General features: G+C 71.6%; 18 protein-coding genes and 1 riboswitch. Of the genes, 14 read left to right on the forward strand and 4 right to left on the reverse strand.

Annotated features, from left to right (window positions below; translation table 11 throughout):
* Positions 1–512: 512 nt before the first annotated feature.
* Positions 513–1,301 carry a carbon-nitrogen hydrolase family protein gene (locus ACFVTC_RS36305; RefSeq protein WP_390133044.1) on the forward strand — a complete coding sequence of 263 codons (789 nt, stop codon included), beginning with the start codon at positions 513–515 and terminating at the stop codon, positions 1,299–1,301.
* A 47-nt stretch (positions 1,302–1,348) separates the two neighbouring features.
* The gene (locus ACFVTC_RS36310; protein WP_168527147.1) at positions 1,349–3,043 is read left to right on the forward strand and encodes an NAD(P)/FAD-dependent oxidoreductase; all 1,695 of its coding nucleotides are present in this window, start codon (positions 1,349–1,351) and stop codon (positions 3,041–3,043) included.
* 115 nt (positions 3,044–3,158) lie between these two features.
* Here ACFVTC_RS36310 and ACFVTC_RS36315 read toward each other — a convergent pair whose 3' ends face one another.
* The 3 genes from ACFVTC_RS36315 to ACFVTC_RS36325 form a co-directional block, all read right to left on the reverse strand.
* A complete protein-coding gene (locus ACFVTC_RS36315; RefSeq protein WP_390133046.1) occupies positions 3,159–4,088 on the reverse strand; it encodes an LLM class F420-dependent oxidoreductase in 930 nt (309 codons plus the stop codon).
* A 70-nt stretch (positions 4,089–4,158) separates the two neighbouring features.
* A complete protein-coding gene (locus tag ACFVTC_RS36320; RefSeq protein ID WP_390133048.1) occupies positions 4,159–4,854 on the reverse strand; it encodes a DUF5995 family protein in 696 nt (231 codons plus the stop codon).
* 212 nt (positions 4,855–5,066) lie between these two features.
* Entirely contained in the window at positions 5,067–6,476 is a 1,410-nt protein-coding gene (locus ACFVTC_RS36325; RefSeq protein WP_390133049.1) for a uracil-xanthine permease family protein, read from the reverse strand.
* Between the two features lie 121 nt (positions 6,477–6,597).
* Here ACFVTC_RS36325 and ACFVTC_RS36330 point away from each other — a divergent pair, with 121 nt between their 5' ends.
* The gene (locus tag ACFVTC_RS36330; protein ID WP_390133051.1) at positions 6,598–7,875 is read left to right on the forward strand and encodes an alginate lyase family protein; all 1,278 of its coding nucleotides are present in this window, start codon (positions 6,598–6,600) and stop codon (positions 7,873–7,875) included.
* Positions 7,876–7,997: 122 nt separating this feature from the next.
* Positions 7,998–8,456 carry an acyl-CoA thioesterase gene (locus tag ACFVTC_RS36335; protein WP_390133053.1) on the forward strand — a complete coding sequence of 153 codons (459 nt, stop codon included), beginning with the start codon at positions 7,998–8,000 and terminating at the stop codon, positions 8,454–8,456.
* On the opposite strand, the gene ACFVTC_RS36340 is transcribed toward ACFVTC_RS36335, so the two are convergent.
* Positions 8,416–9,648 carry an MFS transporter gene (locus ACFVTC_RS36340; protein WP_390133055.1) on the reverse strand — a complete coding sequence of 411 codons (1,233 nt, stop codon included), beginning with the start codon at positions 9,646–9,648 and terminating at the stop codon, positions 8,416–8,418. The genes ACFVTC_RS36335 and ACFVTC_RS36340 overlap by 41 nt on opposite strands.
* Before the next feature lie 169 nt (positions 9,649–9,817).
* Between ACFVTC_RS36340 and ACFVTC_RS36345 the strand changes: the two genes are divergently transcribed.
* The 10 genes from ACFVTC_RS36345 (at position 9,818) to ACFVTC_RS36390 (ending at position 19,247) form a co-directional block, all read left to right on the forward strand.
* A complete protein-coding gene (locus ACFVTC_RS36345; protein WP_390133057.1) occupies positions 9,818–11,029 on the forward strand; it encodes an ROK family transcriptional regulator in 1,212 nt (403 codons plus the stop codon).
* Positions 11,030–11,427: 398 nt separating this feature from the next.
* A riboswitch (FMN riboswitch) is annotated at positions 11,428–11,558 on the forward strand.
* Positions 11,559–11,711: 153 nt separating this feature from the next.
* Entirely contained in the window at positions 11,712–12,347 is a 636-nt protein-coding gene (locus ACFVTC_RS36350) for a riboflavin synthase (RefSeq protein WP_390133059.1), read from the forward strand.
* Entirely contained in the window at positions 12,344–12,988 is a 645-nt protein-coding gene (locus ACFVTC_RS36355) for a nicotinamide riboside transporter PnuC (protein WP_390133061.1), read from the forward strand. Before ACFVTC_RS36350 ends, ACFVTC_RS36355 begins: the two co-directional genes overlap by 4 nt.
* Entirely contained in the window at positions 12,985–14,310 is a 1,326-nt protein-coding gene (locus ACFVTC_RS36360; protein ID WP_390133063.1) for a bifunctional 3,4-dihydroxy-2-butanone-4-phosphate synthase/GTP cyclohydrolase II, read from the forward strand. The genes ACFVTC_RS36355 and ACFVTC_RS36360 overlap by 4 nt, the downstream gene beginning before the upstream one ends.
* A 124-nt stretch (positions 14,311–14,434) precedes the next feature.
* Entirely contained in the window at positions 14,435–14,920 is a 486-nt protein-coding gene (gene ribH, locus ACFVTC_RS36365) for a 6,7-dimethyl-8-ribityllumazine synthase (protein ID WP_390133065.1), read from the forward strand.
* Positions 14,921–14,954: 34 nt separating this feature from the next.
* On the forward strand, positions 14,955–15,227 hold the full coding sequence (locus ACFVTC_RS36370) for a phosphoribosyl-ATP diphosphatase (RefSeq protein ID WP_355904837.1): 273 nt from the start codon (positions 14,955–14,957) through the stop codon (positions 15,225–15,227).
* A gap of 67 nt (positions 15,228–15,294) precedes the next feature.
* Positions 15,295–16,152: an ATP phosphoribosyltransferase gene (hisG, locus tag ACFVTC_RS36375; RefSeq protein ID WP_390133067.1), complete on the forward strand. Its 858-nt coding sequence runs from the start codon at positions 15,295–15,297 to the stop codon at positions 16,150–16,152.
* A gap of 14 nt (positions 16,153–16,166) precedes the next feature.
* Positions 16,167–16,622 carry a PH domain-containing protein gene (locus ACFVTC_RS36380; RefSeq protein WP_390133069.1) on the forward strand — a complete coding sequence of 152 codons (456 nt, stop codon included), beginning with the start codon at positions 16,167–16,169 and terminating at the stop codon, positions 16,620–16,622.
* A 199-nt stretch (positions 16,623–16,821) separates the two neighbouring features.
* The gene (locus ACFVTC_RS36385) at positions 16,822–18,156 is read left to right on the forward strand and encodes a hemolysin family protein (RefSeq protein WP_390133071.1); all 1,335 of its coding nucleotides are present in this window, start codon (positions 16,822–16,824) and stop codon (positions 18,154–18,156) included.
* Positions 18,153–19,247, forward strand: a complete 1,095-nt coding sequence (locus tag ACFVTC_RS36390; RefSeq protein WP_390133073.1) for a hemolysin family protein — start codon at positions 18,153–18,155, stop codon at positions 19,245–19,247. The genes ACFVTC_RS36385 and ACFVTC_RS36390 overlap by 4 nt, the downstream gene beginning before the upstream one ends.
* Positions 19,248–19,506 lie beyond the last annotated feature (259 nt).

The following is a 19,506-nucleotide window of genomic DNA, read 5'->3' on the forward strand; positions in this document are numbered from 1 at the left end:
GGCGCGCCCAGCCCCCGCTGACCGGCACGGGGCGTCGCACGGTGTTGTCCCGGGGTGCGGGGAACGGCGCGCCCAGCCCCCGCTGACCGGCACGGGGCGTCGCACGGTGTTGTCCCGGGGTGCGGGGAACGGCGCGCCCAGCCCCCGCTGACCGGCACGGGGCGTCGCACGGTGTTGTCCCGGGGTGCGGGGAACGGCGCGCTCAGCCTCCGCCCACCGGCACCGGACGTCGCACGGTGTCGTCCCGGGGGTGCGGGGAACGGCGCGTCCAGCCCCCACGCACCGGCACCCGACACCGCAGCCCCCGGGGACCTGGGGCGAAGCCCCGGAGCCGGCGCCCGAGGCCCCCTGAAGGCCCCCCGAAGGCCCCCCGCAACAAATCACCGCCGGACGGCCCCCGCACGCAACGATTCGTTCACCGGCACGCAACGGCTCCTCCTTGTCCACGCCGGCCCGGCGACCGTACCGTCTACCTGGCCCCCCAAACCCGTCCGTACCGGTGAGGAACACGCATGCGCACAGCCCTGCTCCAGAGCTCCGGCCGACCCGGCTCGGTCGTCGAGAACCTCAAGGTCCTCGACGCCGCCGCGGGCCAAGCCGCTGCCGCCGGCGCCGGGCTGCTGGCCGCACCCGAGATGTTCCTCACGGGCTACGCGATCGGCGACGACATCGGGCGGCTGGCCGAGCCCGCCGACGGCGAAGCAGCCGACGCGATCGCCGAGATCGCCACCCGGCACGGCGTGGCCGTCGTCTACGGCTACCCCGAGCGTTCCGGGGAGAAGGTCCACAACTCCGCGCAGCTGATCTCCGCCGACGGCACCCGGCTCGCGAACTACCGCAAGACCCACCTCTTCGGCTGCTTCGAGCGCGACCACTTCACCCCGGGCGACCAGCCGGTGGTCCAGGCCGAGCTGAACGGCCTCCGCGTCGGCCTGATGATCTGCTACGACGTGGAGTTCCCGGAGAACGTCCGGGCGCACGCCCTGGCCGGCACCGACCTCCTCGTCGTACCGACCGCGCAGATGCACCCCTTCCAGTTCGTCGCCGAGTCCGTCGTGCCGGTACGCGCCTTCGAGAACCAGATGTACGTCGCCTACGTCAACCGGGTCGGTGTGGAGGGGGAGTTCGAGTTCGTCGGGCTGTCCACGCTGGCCGGACCCGACGGAGTCGCCCGCACCCGCGCCGGGCGCGCGCAGGAACTGGTCCTCGCCGACGCCGACCCCGCCTTCCTCGCGGCCTCGCGCGAGGCGAACCCGTATCTGGAGGACCGCCGCCCCGGCCTCTACGGGTCGCTCGTCTGAACCCTCAGTCTTCCCCCCGAAGCTTTGTCGCAAGGAGCCCGTACCCCATGACGTCCACGGTGCCCACCGCCGTCCAGCACACCGACGCGCAGCAGCCGCCGATCACCATGTTCGGCCCGGACTTCCCGTACGCCTACGACGACTTCCTCGCGCATCCCGCGGGCCTCGGCCAGATACCCGCGACCGCGCACGGCACCGAGGTCGCTGTCATCGGCGGCGGCCTGTCCGGGATCGTGGCCGCCTACGAACTGATGAAGATGGGCCTCAAGCCCGTCGTGTACGAGGCCGACGAGATCGGCGGCCGGCTGCGCACGGTGGGCTTCGAGGGGTGCGACCCCGCACTGACGGCCGAGATGGGCGCCATGCGCTTCCCGCCGTCCTCGACCGCCCTCCAGCACTACATCGACCTGGTGGGACTGGAGACCCGGCCGTTCCCCAACCCGCTCGCGGAGACCACGCCCTCGACGGTGGTCGACCTCAAGGGCGAGTCGCACTACGCGACCACCGTCGACGACCTGCCGCAGGTCTACCGCGACGTGATGAACGCCTGGAACGCCTGCCTCGAAGAGGGCGCCGACTTCTCCGACATGAACCGGGCCATGCGCGAGCGCGACGTCCCGCGTATCCGTGAGATCTGGGCGAAGCTCGTGGAGAAGCTCGACAACCAGACCTTCTACGGTTTCCTCTGCGACTCGGACTCCTTCAAGTCCTTCCGGCACCGCGAGATCTTCGGACAGGTCGGCTTCGGCACGGGTGGCTGGGACACCGACTTCCCGAACTCGATCCTCGAGATCCTGCGCGTCGTCTACACCGAGGCCGACGACCACCACCGCGGCATCGTCGGCGGCTCCCAGCAGCTTCCGCTGCGGCTGTGGGAGCGCGAGCCGGTGAAGATCGTCCACTGGGCGCCCGGGACCTCGCTGGCCTCGCTGCACGACGGCGCCCCGCGTCCGGCGGTGACCCGGCTGAACCGTACGTCGGGCAACCGGATCACCGTGACGGACGCGAACGGCGACATCCGCACCTACCAGGCGGCGATCTTCACCGCGCAGTCCTGGCTGCTGCTCTCGAAGATCGCCTGCGACGACTCGCTCTTCCCGATCGACCACTGGACGGCGATGGAGCGGACCCACTACATGGAGTCGAGCAAGCTCTTCGTGCCCGTCGACCGTCCGTTCTGGCTCGACAAGGACGAGACGACCGGGCGTGACGTCATGTCGATGACGCTCACGGACCGGATGACCCGCGGCACCTATCTCCTGGACGAGGGCCCGGACAAGCCCGCCGTCATCTGCCTCTCGTACACGTGGTGCGACGACAGCCTGAAGTGGCTGCCGTTGTCCGCGAACGAGCGGATGGAGGTCATGCTGAAGTCGCTCGGCGAGATCTACCCGAAGGTCGACATCCGGAAGCACATCATCGGCAACCCGGTGACCGTCTCCTGGGAGAACGAGCCCTACTTCATGGGGGCGTTCAAGGCCAACCTGCCCGGCCACTACCGCTACCAGCGACGTCTGTTCACGCACTTCGTGCAGGACGCGCTGCCCGAGGACAAGCGGGGCATCTTCCTCGCCGGCGACGACATCTCCTGGACGGCCGGCTGGGCCGAGGGCGCCGTGCAGACCGCGCTGAACGCGGTCTGGGGCGTCATGCACCAGCTGGGCGGAGCGACCGACCCGACCAACCCCGGGCCCGGCGACGTCTACGACGAGATCGCGCCGGTGGAGCTGCCCGAGGACTGAGGGGCCACGGCCGCGGGCCGGGCGGGGCGACCGGGGTTCTCCGACCCCGGCCGCGGTGCCCGGACCTCGGTGGCGGTCCGGACCCCAGTGGCGGTCCGGACTTCGGCGGCGGTGCTCAGACCCCGGCCGCGCGGGCCAGCCCGTACACCTCCGCCGCGACGTCCACGAGTTCCGAGGCGTCACCGAGCGGTGCCTGGAGATCGAGCAGGAACTCCCCGACCCCCTCCACCCTGTGCGCTGCCAGGTCCTCGGCGATCTGTGCCGCGCTGCCCGTGAACAGCGGACGATCGGCGCCCTCGTAGGGCTTGGCCGAGTACTGCGCGTTCACCCGGACGCAGACCTCGATCGGCCGTTGCCTGTCGCGCTCGGCGGCCAGTTCCTGGAGCCGGGTCCACTCCTCGGTGAGCCGGTCGACGCCCTGGGCGACCGGCATCCAGCCGTCGGCGCGGTCGACCAGCCGGCGCAGCGCCCGCGGGCTGTTCGCCGGCAGGTACACCGGGATCGGACGCGCGGGCTTCGGCCCGACCACGGACGGGGCGATGGTGGTGATCTCGCCCTCGTACGACACCGGGTCCGGTCCCCAGACCGCCGCGCAGACGTCCAGGATCTCGTCGAGGACCTTGCCGCGCTTCTCGAAGGGCGCCACGCCCGCCGCCGCGTACTCGTCGTGGGACCAGCCCGTACCGATGCCCGCCACCACGCGTCCGCCACTGGCGGCGTCCAGCGTGGCGAGCGAGCGTGCCAGCTGGAAGGGGATGTGCAGCGGCGCCACCAGCACACTGGTGCCGAGCCGGGCCCGCCCGGTCGACGCGGCCGCCAGGGCCAGGGTCACCAGAGGGTCGGCGACCGAACGGTAGCCGTCGGGCCAGGGCAGCCCCGCAACCCCGTACAGCCCCTGGGTGGCGGGTTCGGGGTAGAGGATCCGCTCGAACACCCACAGGCTCTCGTAGCCGGTCTCCTCCGCCGCGCGGGCCACCGCCGGCACATCGCGCCCGATGTCGTACTGCTTCATCTGCGGAAGGCCGAGTCCGAGCCGGATCGCCATACCAGTCGCTCCTTTGCGCATCGGTGAGCCGTCCGGTCAACGTACAGCGATCACCGGGAGGTTCACCGGCTTACCTTCCACAGTGGCCGGTTCGGTCCCCCAGGGGGGTCAGCATCATCCGTCCGGTCAGGCCCACCGCCGCGTCGAGACGTTCCTCGAACTCCCGGGCGAGGCCGGGGAGTCCGCGCAGCGCCCACAGCGCCCGTGCCGCCGACCAGCCGGCGTCGCGCGCCCGTTCCAGGCTCCACGCGCCCAGCAGGTGGGTGAGCGGGTCGGCGACCTCCAGGAGGTCGGGCCCCGGCATCAGTTCCTCGCGGACGCGCTCCTCCATCGACACGAGGAGGTCGCCCACGCGCTCGAACTCGTCCTCCAGGTCGGCCGGTTCGCAGCCGAGCGCGCGACAGCTGTCCACGACGGCCAGCGCCAGATCGTGTCCGACGTGCGCGTTGACGCCCGCGAGCGCGAACTGAAGGGGGAGTACTCCGGGATGGCGCCGGAACTGCAGCAGCGGCCGCCAGCAGGCGGGCGGGCACCCCTCCTCGGCCACGGTCAGATACCGCTCGGCGAAACGGACGTCCAGGGTGACCGCGGCCGCGGGATCCGGGAACTCCCCGGCGCCCAGACGCCGGTCGATCTCCTCGGTGACGGTGAGGTAGACACGGTTGAAGACCGCGACCCCGTCCCGCTCCGGCAGGGTCGCCTCCAGCGCCCGCATCCGGGAGACGACCGTGTGCACGGGAGTGGTGAACTGTTCCAACTGCGCCATGGGGGAAGGGTCCCAGCCGGGGGCCGGTGGGTGTGCCGCCTGGCCGGGCACGTCCCCAGAACGGGGGAATACGCCCCCGCCGGGAGTGTCGCGAGCGGGAGAGCGACGGGTGTCCGGCGTACGTGTCCCGCGGCGGGCCGCGCACCGGGGGAGCGGGCACGTACGGCCCGGCGCGCGCCGTGGCGGCGGGCGGCCCGGACCGTCGCGGCCGCCTACGAACCGGCGCGCTGGTCCGGGCCGTCGGAGGAACTGTCGTCGTCGTAGGCCGACGTACCGGAGTCGAGCAGCGGCTCCCGGGTCCTGAGATGGGCCGGCGCCATCGCCCGCAGCGCGTGGTACCCGGTGATCACGACGAGGGTGCCGAGCGCGATGCCGCTGAGCGAGAAGGTGTCCGTGAACTTCAGCGTGACGCCGCCGACGCCGATGATGATGCCCGCCGCGGTCGGCACCAGGTTCAGCGGATTGCGCAGGTCGACCCGGCCGTGCAGCCAGATCTGGGCGCCGAGCAGGCCGATCATGCCGTAGAGGATGACGGTGATGCCGCCGAGGACGCCGCCCGGGATCGCGGCGACGACCGCGCCGAACTTGGGGCAGACGCCGAACAGCAGGGCGAATCCCGCGGCGGCCCAGTAGGCGGCGGTCGAGTAGACGCGTGTCGCGGCCATCACGCCGATGTTCTCGGAGTACGTGGTGTTGGGCGGCCCGCCCAACGCCGTGGAGAGCATCGAGGCGGCGCCGTCCGCGGAGATCGCGGTGCCCAGCCTGTCGTCCAGCGGGTCGCCGGTCATCTCGCCGACCGCCTTGACGTGGCCCGCGTTCTCGGCGACCAACGCGATCACGACCGGCAGCGCGACGAGGATCGCCGACCACTGGAACGAGGGGCCGTGGAAGTGCGGCAGCCCGATCCAGTCCGCCCGGCCGACACCGGAGAGGTCCAGTCGCCAGTGGTCGGTGACCTTGCCGCCCGCGTCGACCGAGTGGATCTTTCCGAAGATCCGGTCGAAGAGCCAGGAGATCACGTATCCGAACACCAGGCCGAGGAAGATCGCGATCCGGGACCAGAATCCGCGCAGGCAGACCACGGACAGCCCCGTGAACAGCATCACGAGCAGCGCCGTCCACTGGTCCTGCGGCCAGTACGTGGACGCGGTCACCGGAGCCAGGTTGAAGCCGATCAGCATGACGACGGCGCCGGTGACGACCGGCGGCATCGCGGCGTGGATGATCCGAGCCCCGAACCGCTGCACGGCGAGCCCCACCAGGAACAGGACGACGCCCACGACGAACACCGCGCCGGTCACCGTCGCGCTCGTGCCGCCCTGCGCGCGGATGATCGCGGCGACACCCACGAACGAGAGCGAACAGCCGAGATAGCTGGGCACCCGGCCGCGGGTGGCGAGCAGGAAGACGACCGTCGCGACACCGGACATCATGATCGCGAGGTTCGGGTCTAGCCCCATCAGTACGGGCGCCACGAAGGAGGCCCCGAACATCGCCACCACGTGCTGGGCGCCGAGCCCGACGGTGCGCGGCCAGGAGAGGCGTTCGTCGGGGCGGACGACGGCTCCTGGCGCGGGGTTGCGCCCGTCGCCGTGAAGTTTCCAGCGCACGCCGAGATCCATGGTGCGACTTCGCTTTCTCTGTACGTGAATCGGTCCGCACCATTGTCATGGCTATCTGGCGGTTCTACGCTCGCACGGTCCCACTCATGAACAACGTTCACATGTCTGATCGGAGTGTTCGATGGGTAGAAGACCCCGTGCGGGTGTGGTCCTGGCGGCCGTGGTCGCCCTCGCGGCCGCCGTCGTCCCGACCACCGCCTCGGCCCACGCGGGCCGTCCGGCACCGAAGGCCCCCGCCACCGCGGTCCTCGACGGCGCCCGGCTGCAACGGACGAAGATCCGTCTGGACCACGGCGACGCCGGACTCCGGCACGCGGTCGCGAACCTCACGGCCCGCGCCGACGGCTGGCTGGACCAGGGCCCCTGGACGGTCGTCGACAAGCCGAAGCCCGCCCCCGGCGGCGACGTCCACGACTACCTCAGCCAGGCCCCGTACTGGTGGCCCTCGCGGCCCGCGACCGCCGACAACCCGTGGGGCTGCCCCTATGTCCAGCGCGACGGGCAGCGCAACCCCGAGGTCGACACCGGCACCGACCGCCAGGACGTCGAGAAGGTCTTCGACTCGACGTACGACCTGGCACTCGCCTGGTACTACACCGGCAGGAAGCAGTACGCCCAGAAGGCCGCCACCGTTCTGCGCACCTGGTTCCTCGCCCCGACCACCCGGATGAACCCGAACCTGGACCACGGGCAGTTCATCCCCTGCAAGTACGACGGCCGGGCCATCGGCATCATCGACTTCTCGCAGTCCTACACCAGCGTCCTGGACGCCGTCGCGATCCTCGACACCGGCGCCCCCGGCTGGTCGAGGACCGACCGCACGGCCATGCGCTCCTGGAACACCGACTTCCGCGACTGGCTGGTGGACAGTCCCTTCGGTGTCGAGGAGGGCGCCGCCGCGAACAACCACGGCACCTTCTACGACATGCAGCTCGCCGCCCTGGCGTACGCGACCGGCGACCGGGAACTGGCCCGGCGGACCGTGCTCGACGCGCGGTCCAGGCGCATCGACCCGCAGATCGCCGCCGACGGCACCCAGCCCCAGGAACTCGCCCGCACCCGCAGCTGGCACTACTCGACCTTCGACCTCGTCGCCTACACCCGCCTCGCGGCCATAGGCCGGCACGTCGGAGTGGACCTGTGGGCGTACCGGGGGCCGGACGGGCAGAGCCTGTTCAAGGCGGTCGGCCAACTGCTGCCGGCCGCCACGGGAGCCGCCCCGTGGCCCTACCCGGAACTGGAGTTCCACCGCTTCGCGGCGAGCGACGTCGTGCACGCGGCGGCCGACGCGGGCGACCGGGCGGCGCGCGCCGCCGTGCCGCGGCTGGAGGCACCGCCCGGCGGCGACCTCTGGGCACTGCGGCCGGCGGCGGAGCAGCTCGACTCCATCGCGGGCTGACCCGGCGGTCCGGGCGCGGGCCGACCCGGCGGCGTACGAACACCCTGATCAGGGGCTCCTGAGCGGCTGCTTAGGATGGGGTGCCCCCACCGCCCCTCCCGGCACCCTCAGGAGCCCCGCCCGTGACCGCCGAAGCCCCCGTCGCCCCCGCCCTCCCGTACGGGAGACTGCTCCCCGTCACCGTCCACTTCGACGACCTCGACGCGCTGGGGCTGCTCCACAACGCCCGCTATCCCGTGCTGGTCGAACGCGCCTGGACGGCCCTCTGGAACGAGCACGGCTTCGGCTTCGAGGGCGACTGGGAGGCCGCGGGCGACTTCTGCAACGCGGTCAGGGAACTGCGGATCAGTTACGAGGTGCCGGTCGACCGGCCCGGCGCGTACGCCGTCCACCTGTGGCTGGAGCGGCTGGGCGACACCGGACTGACGTACGGCTTCCGCTTCTGCTCGTCGGACGGCGCGGTCACCTACGCGCGCGGGACCCGGGTCCTGGTCCGGCTCGACGCCGGCACACTGCGCCCGACGTCGTGGAGCGACCGCTTCAGGACCGTGGGCCGGGAACTGCTGCGTTCGGACGACTGACCTTCGGACGGTCGCGCTCGCCCGCGCGCAGCACACCCGCGAACACGGCGAGTCCGCTCGCCAGGACCGTGACCAGTCCGAACGACACCACCAGACTGGTCGCCTGGGCCAGCGAGCCGATCGCGCTCGGCGCGACCAGGCCCGAGGTGTACGTGATGGTGGCGACGCCCGCGATGGCCTGGCTGGGGTTGGGGCCGGCGTGGCCCGCCGCGGCGAAGCAGAGCGGGACGACGACCGCGATCCCGAGGCCCAGCAGGGCGAAGCCGCCCATCGCGACCGCAGGGTTGCCCGCGACGACGACGAGCAGGCCGCCGAGCACGGCCAGCGCACCGCCCGCGCGCACGGTGCGTACCGCGCCGAACCGGTTCACCACGGCGTCTCCCGCGAGCCGGGCCAGCGCCATGGTCAGCATGAAGCCGGTCGTCGACGCCGCCGCGAGCCCGGCCGAGGTGCCGAGTTCGTCCTTGAGGTAGACCGCCGACCAGTCCAGGCTCGCGCCCTCGGCGAACACGGCGCAGAAGCCGATCGCGCCGATGAGCAGCGCCGACTTCGGCGGCAGCGCGAAGCGCGGCGGGGGTACCTCGTCCTCGGTCGGCCGCAGGTCCAGGACCCATCGGCACGCGGTGAGTCCCAGGACCGTCAGGACCCCGGCCGCCAGAACGTGATGCAGACGCGCGTCCGAACCGAGATGCGCGGCGAGGGTGCCGCCCGCCGATCCGACCAGCGCGCCCGCGCTCCACATGCCGTGCAGCCCCGACATGATCGACCGGCCGAGGCGGTTCTCGATCTCGACGCCGAGCGCGTTCATCGCCACGTCCGCCATGCCCGCCGTCGCGCCGTAGACGAAGAGTGCCAGGCACAGGGTGTAGAGGTTCGGCGCGACGGACGGCAGGACCAGCGCCAGCGTCCACAGGGAGATCAGTCCGCGCAGCGCGGCGCGAGCACCGAAGCGGTGGCTGATCCGGCCCGCCAGCGGCATCGCGAGGGACGCCCCGATGGCCGGGAAAGCCAGGGCCAGTCCGAGCTGGCCCGTGCTGACGGACGCGTGGTCCTGGATCCAGGGCACGCGGGTGGCGAACGAGCCCGTCACCGCGCCGTGCACCGCGAACACGGCGGCCACGGCGTACCGGGCCCGCCTCACCTCGGCCGCGTCCTGGACCACGGCACCCGGTGTTCCCGTCGTCCCTGTCATTCCCGCCCTCCCGGCTCCGCTCTCCATGCTGCCGCCGTAAACTATCAGGGACCCTGCCTGATAGACAGGTGAGTTCCCGGCCGTCCGGGCCGGCAGCCGTACGCCCCGGGTCCCGCGCCGGCGGGCCCCGCCGATCAGGGAGGACTCCGTGATCTGGGAAGATCCCGGCATGCCCGCATCTCCGAGCACGGCCCGGGCCATCAACGACCGGCTCGCCCTGCGGTTGCTGCAGCAGGAGGGCCCGCTGACGGCCGGACAGCTGAAGCAGCTCACGGGCCTGTCCCGGCCCACCGTCGCCGACCTCGTCGAACGCCTGACCGCCGCCGGACTGATCTCGGTCGTGGGGGAGTCGGGGGAGCAGCGGCGCGGCCCGAACGCCCGGCTGTACGGGATCGTCGCGGACCGGGCGCAGCTGGCCGCCCTGGACGTGCGCACCGAGGGCGTCACGGTCGTCGTCGCCGATCTGCTCGGCGCGGAGCTCGCGCGGGCGTCGGTGCCCATCACGGACGACGCCGGCACGGGGCCCGCCGTCGAGCAGGCGGTCGCCCTGGTGGAGCGGGCCGCGAAGGAGGCCGGGGCCGAGCGGCTGCACACCGTCGGCATCGGGGCACCGGGTCTCATCGACCCCGCCACCGGTGAACTCCGGGACTCCTCCGGTCTGCCCGAATGGCACCGCCGCCTGGTCGCGGCCCTCCAGGAGCGCCTGCCCGCCCGGGTCATCGTCGAGAACGAGACGAACCTCGCCGCCCTCGCCGAGCAGCGCGAGGGTGCGGCCCGGGACCGGGACACCTTCGTCCTCCTCTGGCTCGGCCACGGCACCGGTGCGGCCGTCGTCCTCGACGGCAGACTCCGCCGCGGGGCCTCGGGCGGCACCGGCGAGATCGGGTTCCTGCCGGTGCCGGGAACCACCACGCTGCCGTCCGCGACGGACTGCGAGGGAGGCTTCCACTCGCTGGCCGGAGCCGCCGCGATCGCCGAACTCGCCGCGGGTTTCGGGCTGGAGGCGGCGGAGTCACCCGGTGAACCACGGGCGGCGGCACTGGTGCGCGCGGCGGTGGCGGCCGTGTCCCGCGCCGGCACCGAACGCTTCCCGCGCGACCTCGCGGACCGATTCCTCGCCGCCCTCGCCGACCGCCTCGCCGTCGGCGCCGCGTCCGTCGTGGCCGTCCTCGACCCCGGCTGCGTGGTGCTCGGCGGTGAGGTGGGGCAGGCGGGCGGGGAGGCGCTGGCCGGGCGGGTCGGCGAGAGGCTGGCCCGGATGTCCCCGCTGCCGGCCGAGGTGCGGGCCGGCTCGCTGGGCGGAGGCGCGGTGCTGCGCGGTGCCCTCCTGACCGCCCGGGAGTCGGCCCAGGACGACCTGTTCGCACCGCATCCGCGGTGATCCACCGCGTCACGCCCCTCGTCCCGGGCGCGCGGCCGGGAGGGAGAAGTCGGGGGCCCGGGAGCGGAGTTCCCGGAGGCGCTCGGCGGAGCGTCTCTCCCCGGTGGGGAGACCCGGCGGCGGGGCAAGGGCCTCCGTCACCGCCGCCGGGTCGCTCAGGGGGCGAGTAGGCCACCTCGGCTTCTGCAAACCTTGATCGCCGACACTAAGAGGACTAGACCAGAGCGTCAATAGGTATGGACCAATATCAGCTCCGCCGTCAAGTATGCGCACCGTCGCGGGAGTTGAGCGCCCCTGCGCCGCGCCAGAAGTCCATTCGGACAACCTGTGAGGCACCCCACAGAACTTCACCCGCATGGGCATGGACAGGGCGTGGCACACTGATGCTGTACCAGAAGCAGCGCACTCCGGGGTCGGTGAAAGTCCGAACCGGCGGTTACAGTCCGCGACCCGGTCGCTTCCAGCGGCCGGTTGACCAGGTGAAATTCCTGGACCGACGGTTAAAGTCCGGATGGGAGGCAGTGCGCGGCGGGCGGGCATTCGTGCGCGCTGCCGGTTGTCGTGACGTGTCCTTCGGGACGGGTCCGCCTTCGGCATCGTTCCCGGTGCCGTAGTCCGTTTCATTCTGTCGTCATCGACAGGCCCCGGAGTCCGTGCCCCATGAGGCAGGAGGACCCGGGAAGTGTTCACCGGAATCGTCGAAGAGCTGGGTGAGGTCACCGCCGTCGAGAATCTCGACGAGGCCTCCCGCTTCCGTCTGCGCGGACCCGTCGTCACGCAGGGCGCACGGCACGGCGACTCCATCGCCGTGAACGGAGTCTGTCTCACCGTCGTCGACCACGAGGGCGACGAATTCACCGCCGACGTCATGGCGGAGACCCTGAACCGCTCCAGCCTCGGTGCCCTCGCCGTCGGCTCCCGCGTCAACCTCGAACGCCCCATGGCCGTGGGTGACCGCCTCGGCGGACACATCGTCCAGGGCCATGTCGACGGCACCGGCACGGTCCTCGAGCGCAAGCCGTCCGAGCACTGGGAGATCGTGAAGATCTCGCTGCCCGCGGACCTCACCCGGTACGTGGTCGAGAAGGGTTCCATCACCGTCGACGGCATCAGCCTGACGGTGGTCGACGCGGCTCCGGACCACTTCACCGTCAGCCTCATCCCCACCACCCTCGACCTGACCACGCTCGGCCGCAAGCAGCCCGGCGACCCGGTCAACCTCGAGGTGGACGTCATCGCCAAGTACGTCGAGCGGCTGCTCGGTGCCCGGGGCGAGCAGCCGGTCGCGCTGCCGGACACCTCCGGGAGCCGGCCGTGAACTGGCTCAACTCCGAGGCGTTCACACTCTTCGGACAGCACATCAAGTGGTCGGACATGATCGGCAACGTGATCGGTCTGATCGCTCTCGCGCTCGGCTGGCGGCGCTCCATCTGGAGCTGGCCCGTACAGCTCCTGTCCGGCGTCATCCTGCTCACCGCCTTCGCCTCGGCCCATCTCTCCGGCAGCGCCGGGAAGCAGCTCGTGGTCATCGTCGTCGCCCTGTGGGGCTGGTGGCAGTGGAACCGCGGCCGGGGTCAGGGCCAGGACGGTTCCATCGCCGTACGGTTCGCCACCTGGCGCGAGCGCGCCTGCCTGGCGGGCGCCGCGGCCGTCGGCACCCTCGCGGTGAGCGCCCTGTTCCACGCGTACCCGTCGCTGTCCTGGGACCCCTGGCCGGACGCCTACATCTTCGTCGGCACGGTCATCGCCATGTACGCCCAGGCACGCGGCGTGGTCGAGTTCTGGTTCGCCTGGCTGCTGGTCGACGTGGTGGGCGTCCCGCTCAACTTCGCCAACGGCTTCGCCTTCTCCGGTTTCGTCTACGTCGTCTACGGCGCGCTCGTCCTGTGGGGCATGCGCGACTGGTGGCTGCGCTCCCGCAAGGCCGGGCAGCCCCTCCTGGAAGGAGTCCCGGCATGACCGCCGCCCCCGTCTGGTACAGCACCGGCCACGAGCAGGACATCTCGGACTTCGCGCTCGACCCGGTCGAGAAGGCCATCGCCGACATCGCGGCGGGCCGGCCGATCGTCGTCGTCGACGACGAGGACCGGGAGAACGAGGGCGACCTCGTCATCGCCGCCGAGAAGGCCACCCCCGAGATCATCGCGTTCATGATGAGCGAGTGCCGCGGACTGATCTGCGCACCCATGGAAGGCGACGAACTCGACCGCCTCCAGCTCCCCCAGATGGTCGAGAACAACACCGAGTCGATGAGGACGGCGTTCACGGTCTCGGTGGACGCCTCCGGCGCCCACGGCGTGACCACCGGCATCTCGGCCGCCGACCGCGCCACCACACTCCGGCTGCTGGCCGGGGGCCAGGCCGGGGCGGGGGACTTCGTCCGGCCGGGCCACATCTTCCCGCTGCGCGCCAGGCCCGGCGGCGTCCTCGTCCGCAACGGCCACACCGAGGCGGCCGTCGACCTGGCCCGGCTGGCCGGCCTGCGCCCCGCGGGCGCCATCGTGGAGATCGCGGGGGAGGACGGCCGCATGCTCCGCCTTCCCGAACTGATCCCGTTCGCCCGCAAGCACGGCCTGACCATCATCTCCATCGAGGACCTGATCGCCTACCGCCGCTCCCCCCAGCTGCCGGCCCCGCTCGACCAGGGGGCACCCCCGGCCGAACCCGCGGTCCGCCGCGAAGCCAGGACGCAGCTGCCCACCGCCTTCGGCGAGTTCACGGCGTACGGCTACCGCTCCACCGCCGACGGGGTCGAACACGTCGCCCTCGTCCACGGCGAGATCGGCGACGGCGAGGACGTCCTCGTCCGCGTCCACTCCGAGTGCCTGACCGGCGACGTCCTCCACTCGCTGCGCTGCGACTGCGGCCCCCAGCTGCAGACCTCCCTGCAGCGCATCCAGGCCGAGGGCCGCGGTGTCGTCGTCTATCTGCGCGGGCACGAGGGGCGGGGCATCGGACTGCTGTCCAAGCTGCGCGCCTACGAGCTCCAGGAACGCGGCCGGGACACCCTCGACGCCAATCTCGAACTCGGCCTGCCCGCCGACGCCCGGGACTACGGCGCGAGCGCGCGGATCCTGGAGGACCTCGGCGTCCACAGCCTGCGCCTGCTGACCAACAACCCGGACAAGACCGACGCGCTCGTCCGGTACGGCCTCCGGGTCACCCGGCGGGAGCCGATGCCCGTCCAGGCGGGCGAGCACAACCTCCGCTACCTGCGCACCAAGCGGGACCGGATGGGGCACGACCTGCCCTGGCTGGAGACGCCCACCGCGTCCGCCTGAGGCAACCCATGACACCCGCGGGAGCCAACACCCGCGGAATCCAGTAACAGCCGGATCCAGCAACAGCCGGATCCAGTGACAACGGCACGACCGGCAACACGGCACAAAAGCACTGAGGAGAGACGTGAGCGGCAAGGGTGCACCCGAACTGTCCGTACGCAACTGCGGCGACCTGCGCGTCGCGGTCATCGCGGCGCAGTGGCACGAAAAGGTGATGGACGGCCTCGTGGACGGCGCGCTGCGCGCCCTGCACGAGCTGGGAATCGACGAGCCGACCCTGCTGAGGGTCCCGGGCAGCTTCGAGCTCCCGGTCGTCGCCAAGGTCCTGGCGGGCCGCGGCTACGACGCCATCGTCGCGCTCGGCGTCGTCATCCGCGGCGGCACACCCCACTTCGAATATGTGTGCCAGGGCGTCACCCAGGGCCTCACCCAGGTCTCCATCGACACCGGCGTCCCCATCGGCTTCGGCGTACTGACCTGTGACACCGAGGAGCAGGCCCTGGACCGGGCGGGCGTCGAGGGCTCCCGAGAGGACAAGGGGCACGAGGCGGTGACGGCCGCCGTGGCGACCGCGGCCACACTGCGCTCAGTATCCGAACCCTGGCGCTGAGGCACCGGCTCGGGCGCGTAGGGTGGGCAGCACCATGTCCAAGAAGACGTTCGAGGAGCTCTTCACCGAGCTCCAGCAGAAGGCCGCCAACGGCGACCCCACCACCTCACGCACCGCCGAGCTGGTGGGCAAGGGCGTCCATGCCATCGGCAAGAAGGTCGTCGAAGAGGCCGCGGAGGTCTGGATGGCCGCCGAGTACGAGGGCAAGGACGCCGCCGCCGAGGAGATCTCCCAGCTCCTCTACCACGTCCAGGTGATGATGGTGGCGCGCGGAATCTCCCTCGACGACGTGTACGCCCACCTCTGAGCCGAGTCCCTCACCCAGCCGGCGTACGAACCAACAGACGTACGCATCAACAAAGGAAGCCGACCTCATGCTGCGCATCGCCGTCCCCAACAAGGGTTCCCTGTCAGGACCTGCGGCGGAGATGCTGCATGAGGCCGGCTACCGGCAGCGCCGGGAGTCCAAGGAGCTCAGGATCGTCGATCCGGGCAACGAGGTCGAGTTCTTCTACCTCCGCCCCCGCGACATCGCGATCTACGTCTCCTCGGGCCGACTCGACATCGGCATCACAGGACGAGACCTGCTCGTCGACTCCGGAGCCAAGGCCGAGGAGATCCTCCCGCTCGGCTTCGCCCGCTCCACGTTCCGTTTCGCCGGCAAGCCCGGCACCGCCAAGAGCGTCGACGATCTCGTCGGCCTGACCGTCGCCACCTCCTACGAGGGCATCGTCGCGGGCCACCTCGCCGCCAACGGCATCGACGCCTCCGTCGTCCACCTCGACGGCGCCGTCGAGACCGCGATCGAGCTCGGTGTCGCCGAGGTCATCGCGGACGTCGTCGAGACCGGCACCTCGCTGCGCAACGCGGGCCTCGAGGTCTTCGGTGAGCCGATCATGAAGTCCGAGGCCGTCGTCATCCGCCGTGTGGAAGCCGACACCGCCGAGGACGCCGAGCCCAAGGTCCAGCAGTTCCTGCGCCGCCTGCAGGGCGTCCTGGTCGCACGCACGTACGTGATGATGGATTACGACTGCCGCGCCGAGCACCTGGAGCAGGCCGTCGCGCTCACCCCCGGCCTGGAGTCGCCGACCATCTCGCCCCTGCACAACGAGGGCTGGGTGGCCGTCCGCGCGATGGTGCCCGCCAAGGAGGCGCAGCGGATCATGGACGACCTGTACGCGCTCGGCGCGCGGGCCATCCTGACCACGGCCATCCACGCCTGCCGCCTCTGAGGACCGCCCGAACCATGCCCGACCTTCCCGAACTCCCCGTCACGTTCCGGCCGTCCCGGACCCGGGCCGTCCTGCTCATCGCGGGCGTCGCCATCTTCGTGGTCATCACGACGGTCGCGATGCTCCTGGAGCAGCTCAGCCCGGGGGAGCGCGTCAGCTTCGTCTTCACCGCCGCGCTGCTTCTCGGCGTCCTCATGCTCCTGTCCCGGCCCAAGGTCGTCGCCGATGAGAGCGGAGTCACAGTCGTCAACATCGCCAGCAGCCGGCACCTGGACTGGGCGGAGATCCTCCAGGTCAACCTGCGCCCCGGCGACCCCTGGGTGTTCCTCAACCTCAGTGACGGCACCAGTCTTCCGGCGCTCGGCATCCAGCCGGGCATCGCCCGACAGCGCGCGATCGACGACGCCCGCACCCTGCGGGCACTGGCCGAAGCCCGCTCGATCGGCGACCCGGAGCAACATCACGGCTGACTCTCGGCCTTCCACCCTGCCCCGCGGGCCCATGTCTTGATTAACCTGTTGGCGGAGGCGTTTTCGTTGCGCCTCCGCCACTGACGTGCCACCCGGTACTCAGAGGCCCCCTGCTACCCGAGGAGTGACTCCCTCCAGCGATGGACGGATCGTCCTGTAGTACCTGCGCCGCCCCCTCCCGACCCATCGAGGCGGCGGCATGACCATCCCCCTGCTGCTTCTCGCGGCTGCGTTCCTGCTGATCCTCGCCAACGGTTTCTTCGTGGCGGCGGAGTTCGGCCTCGTCACGGTCGAGCGACCGGACGCCGAGAAGGCGGCGGCCGAAGGCGACCGACGGGCCCGTACCGTCGTCAACTCGCTCAAGGAGCTGTCCTTCCAGCTCTCCGGCACCCAGCTCGGCATCACCATCACCTCGCTCGTCGTCGGCATGCTCGCCGAACCGGCGCTCGCCGAGCTGCTCCACGGACCCTTCACCGCGCTCGGCCTGCCCGAGGGCGCCGTGTCCGGCGTGGCCGTGGTGACCGGCATGCTGCTCGCCGCGGCCGTGCAGATGGTCGTCGGCGAACTCGTGCCGAAGAACTGGGCGGTCTCCAAGCCGCTGCAGGTCGCCCGCTTCGTGGCGGGCCCGCAGCACGTTTTCTCCAGCCTCTTCCGGCCGGTGATCGCCGCGCTCAACACGGTCGCCAACCGGCTGGTACGGGCACTCGGCGTCGAACCCGCCGACGAGCTGGCGTCCGCCCGCACCCCCGGCGAGCTCGTCTCCCTGGCCCGGCACTCGGCCCAGGCCGGTGCCCTGGAGCAGGACACCGCGGATCTCTTCGTACGGACCATCTCGCTGGCCGGTCTCACCGCGCAGCACGTCATGACACCGCGGGTGAGGGTCAGCGCCCTCCAGTCGACGGCCACGGCGGAGGACGTCGTCAACCTCACCCGGGCCACCGGCCTGTCCCGCTTCCCCGTCTACCGGGAGCGGATCGACGAGGTGGTCGGCATGGTCCATCTCAAGGACGCCCTCGCGGTGCCCTCGCACGACCGGCTGCGCACCCCCGTCGGCCGGATCGCCCAGCCCCCGCTGCTCGTCCCGGAGACGCTGCCCGTGCAGCCGCTCCTGGAACGGCTGCGCAGCGAGCAGCCCATCGCCGTCGTCGTCGACGAGTACGGCGGTACGGCGGGCGTCGTCACCCTGGAGGACATCGTCGAGGAACTCGTCGGCGAGGTCCGCGACGAGCACGACGGACAGGACCTGCCGGAGCTCGCCGTGGCGCCGCCCGAGGAGGGACGGCCCGCCTGGGACGCCGACGGCAGCTGCCGTGTCGACGTCCTGCAACGCATAGGACTGGATGTGCCCGAGGGGCCGTACGAGACCGTGGCGGGTCTCGTCGCCGATCTGCTCGGCCGCATCCCGGCACCCGGTGACAGGGCGGAACTTCCGGGCTGGCGCCTTTCGGTGCGCCAGGTCGGGCACTACCGCGCCGAGCGGGTCCGGCTGGTCCGGATCGCGGACGCGGCCCTCGCCCCGGAGGCCGTCCGATGAGCGTGCTCCAACTCCTCTTCGCCGTTGCCCTGGTGCTCGCCAACGGCTTCTTCGTCGGCGCCGAGTTCGCGCTCGTCTCCGTGCGACGCAGCCAGATCGAGCCGCTGGAGTCCGCCAGGGCCCGCCAGGTCCTGTACGGGTTGGAGCGGCTGCCGCAGATGATGGCCGCGGCCCAGTTCGGCATCACCATCTGCTCACTGACCCTCGGCGCGGTCGCCGAGCCGACCGTCGCCCATCTGCTGGAGCCCGTCTTCGAGGCGGTCCGTCTGCCGGACGGCGTGATCCACCCCCTCGGATACGTCATCGCGCTCGCCCTGGTGGTCTTCTTCCACCTCGTCATCGGCGAGATGGTCCCGAAGAACCTGGCGATGGCCGCGCCGGAGAAGACCGCGCTGTGGCTGAGCCCGGGGCTGGTCGCCTTCGCCCGCCTGTGCCGGCCGGTCACGGTGGCCCTCGGCGCGTGCGCGCGACTGATCCTGAAGCTGTTCCGGGTGGAGCCCAAGGACGAGGTCGAGGCGGTCTTCACGAGCGAGCAGCTCAACCGCCTGGTCGAGGACTCGGGCCAGGCCGGCCTGCTGGACCCGGAGGAGCAGGAGCGCCTCGAGGACGCCCTGGAGCTGGGTTCCCGGCCGGTGACGGACGTCCTCCTGGACCGCGAGTCCCTGGTCACCGTGGGCGCCTCGGTCACCCCCGGCCAGGTCGTCGCCCTCACCGCGCGCACCGGGTACTCCCGTTTCCCGGTGGTCGCGGAGAACGGTGCCTTCATGGGCTATCTGCACGTGAAGGACGTCCTCGACGTGGAGGAGTCGGAGCGCGCGGTGCCCCAGCAGATCTGGCGGCACATGACGACCCTGCGGTCGGAGCTCCCCCTCGACGACGCCCTGACCGTGATGCGCCGCGCCGCCACGCACCTCGCGCAGGTCGCCGACGCGTCGGGGAAGGTACTCGGGCTCGTGGCGCTGGAGGACGTGCTGGAGCTGCTGGTCGGCGAGGTACGCGATCCGGCACACCGGAATGTGACGGTGGTGACCACGGCACCCCTCAGGACGGTGGCGCGCAGCGACGCCACGGAGGAGGCACTGGCGACGTGACCCGGCGGGGGCACCCGGGGGCTCCGCCCCGGGACCCCCGTATCGGCCTGGATCCCGGTATCGGCCTGGATGGCCTCGTCCTCAAGCGCCGGACGGGCTGAAACGCCTGACCTGCCGTCGGCCCTTCGAGGCGCGGGCGCACATCTCCGGTCCGTCCGGGCCCACCGGCGCGGGCGCACATCTCCGGTCCGTCCGGGCCCACCGGCGCAGGCCGGTATCTCCGGTCCGTCCGGGCCCACCGGCGCAGGCCCGGATATCC

This window comes from Streptomyces sp. NPDC057950, from assembly GCF_042887295.1.
Classification (GTDB): Bacteria; Actinomycetota; Actinomycetes; order Streptomycetales; family Streptomycetaceae; genus Streptomyces; species Streptomyces kaempferi.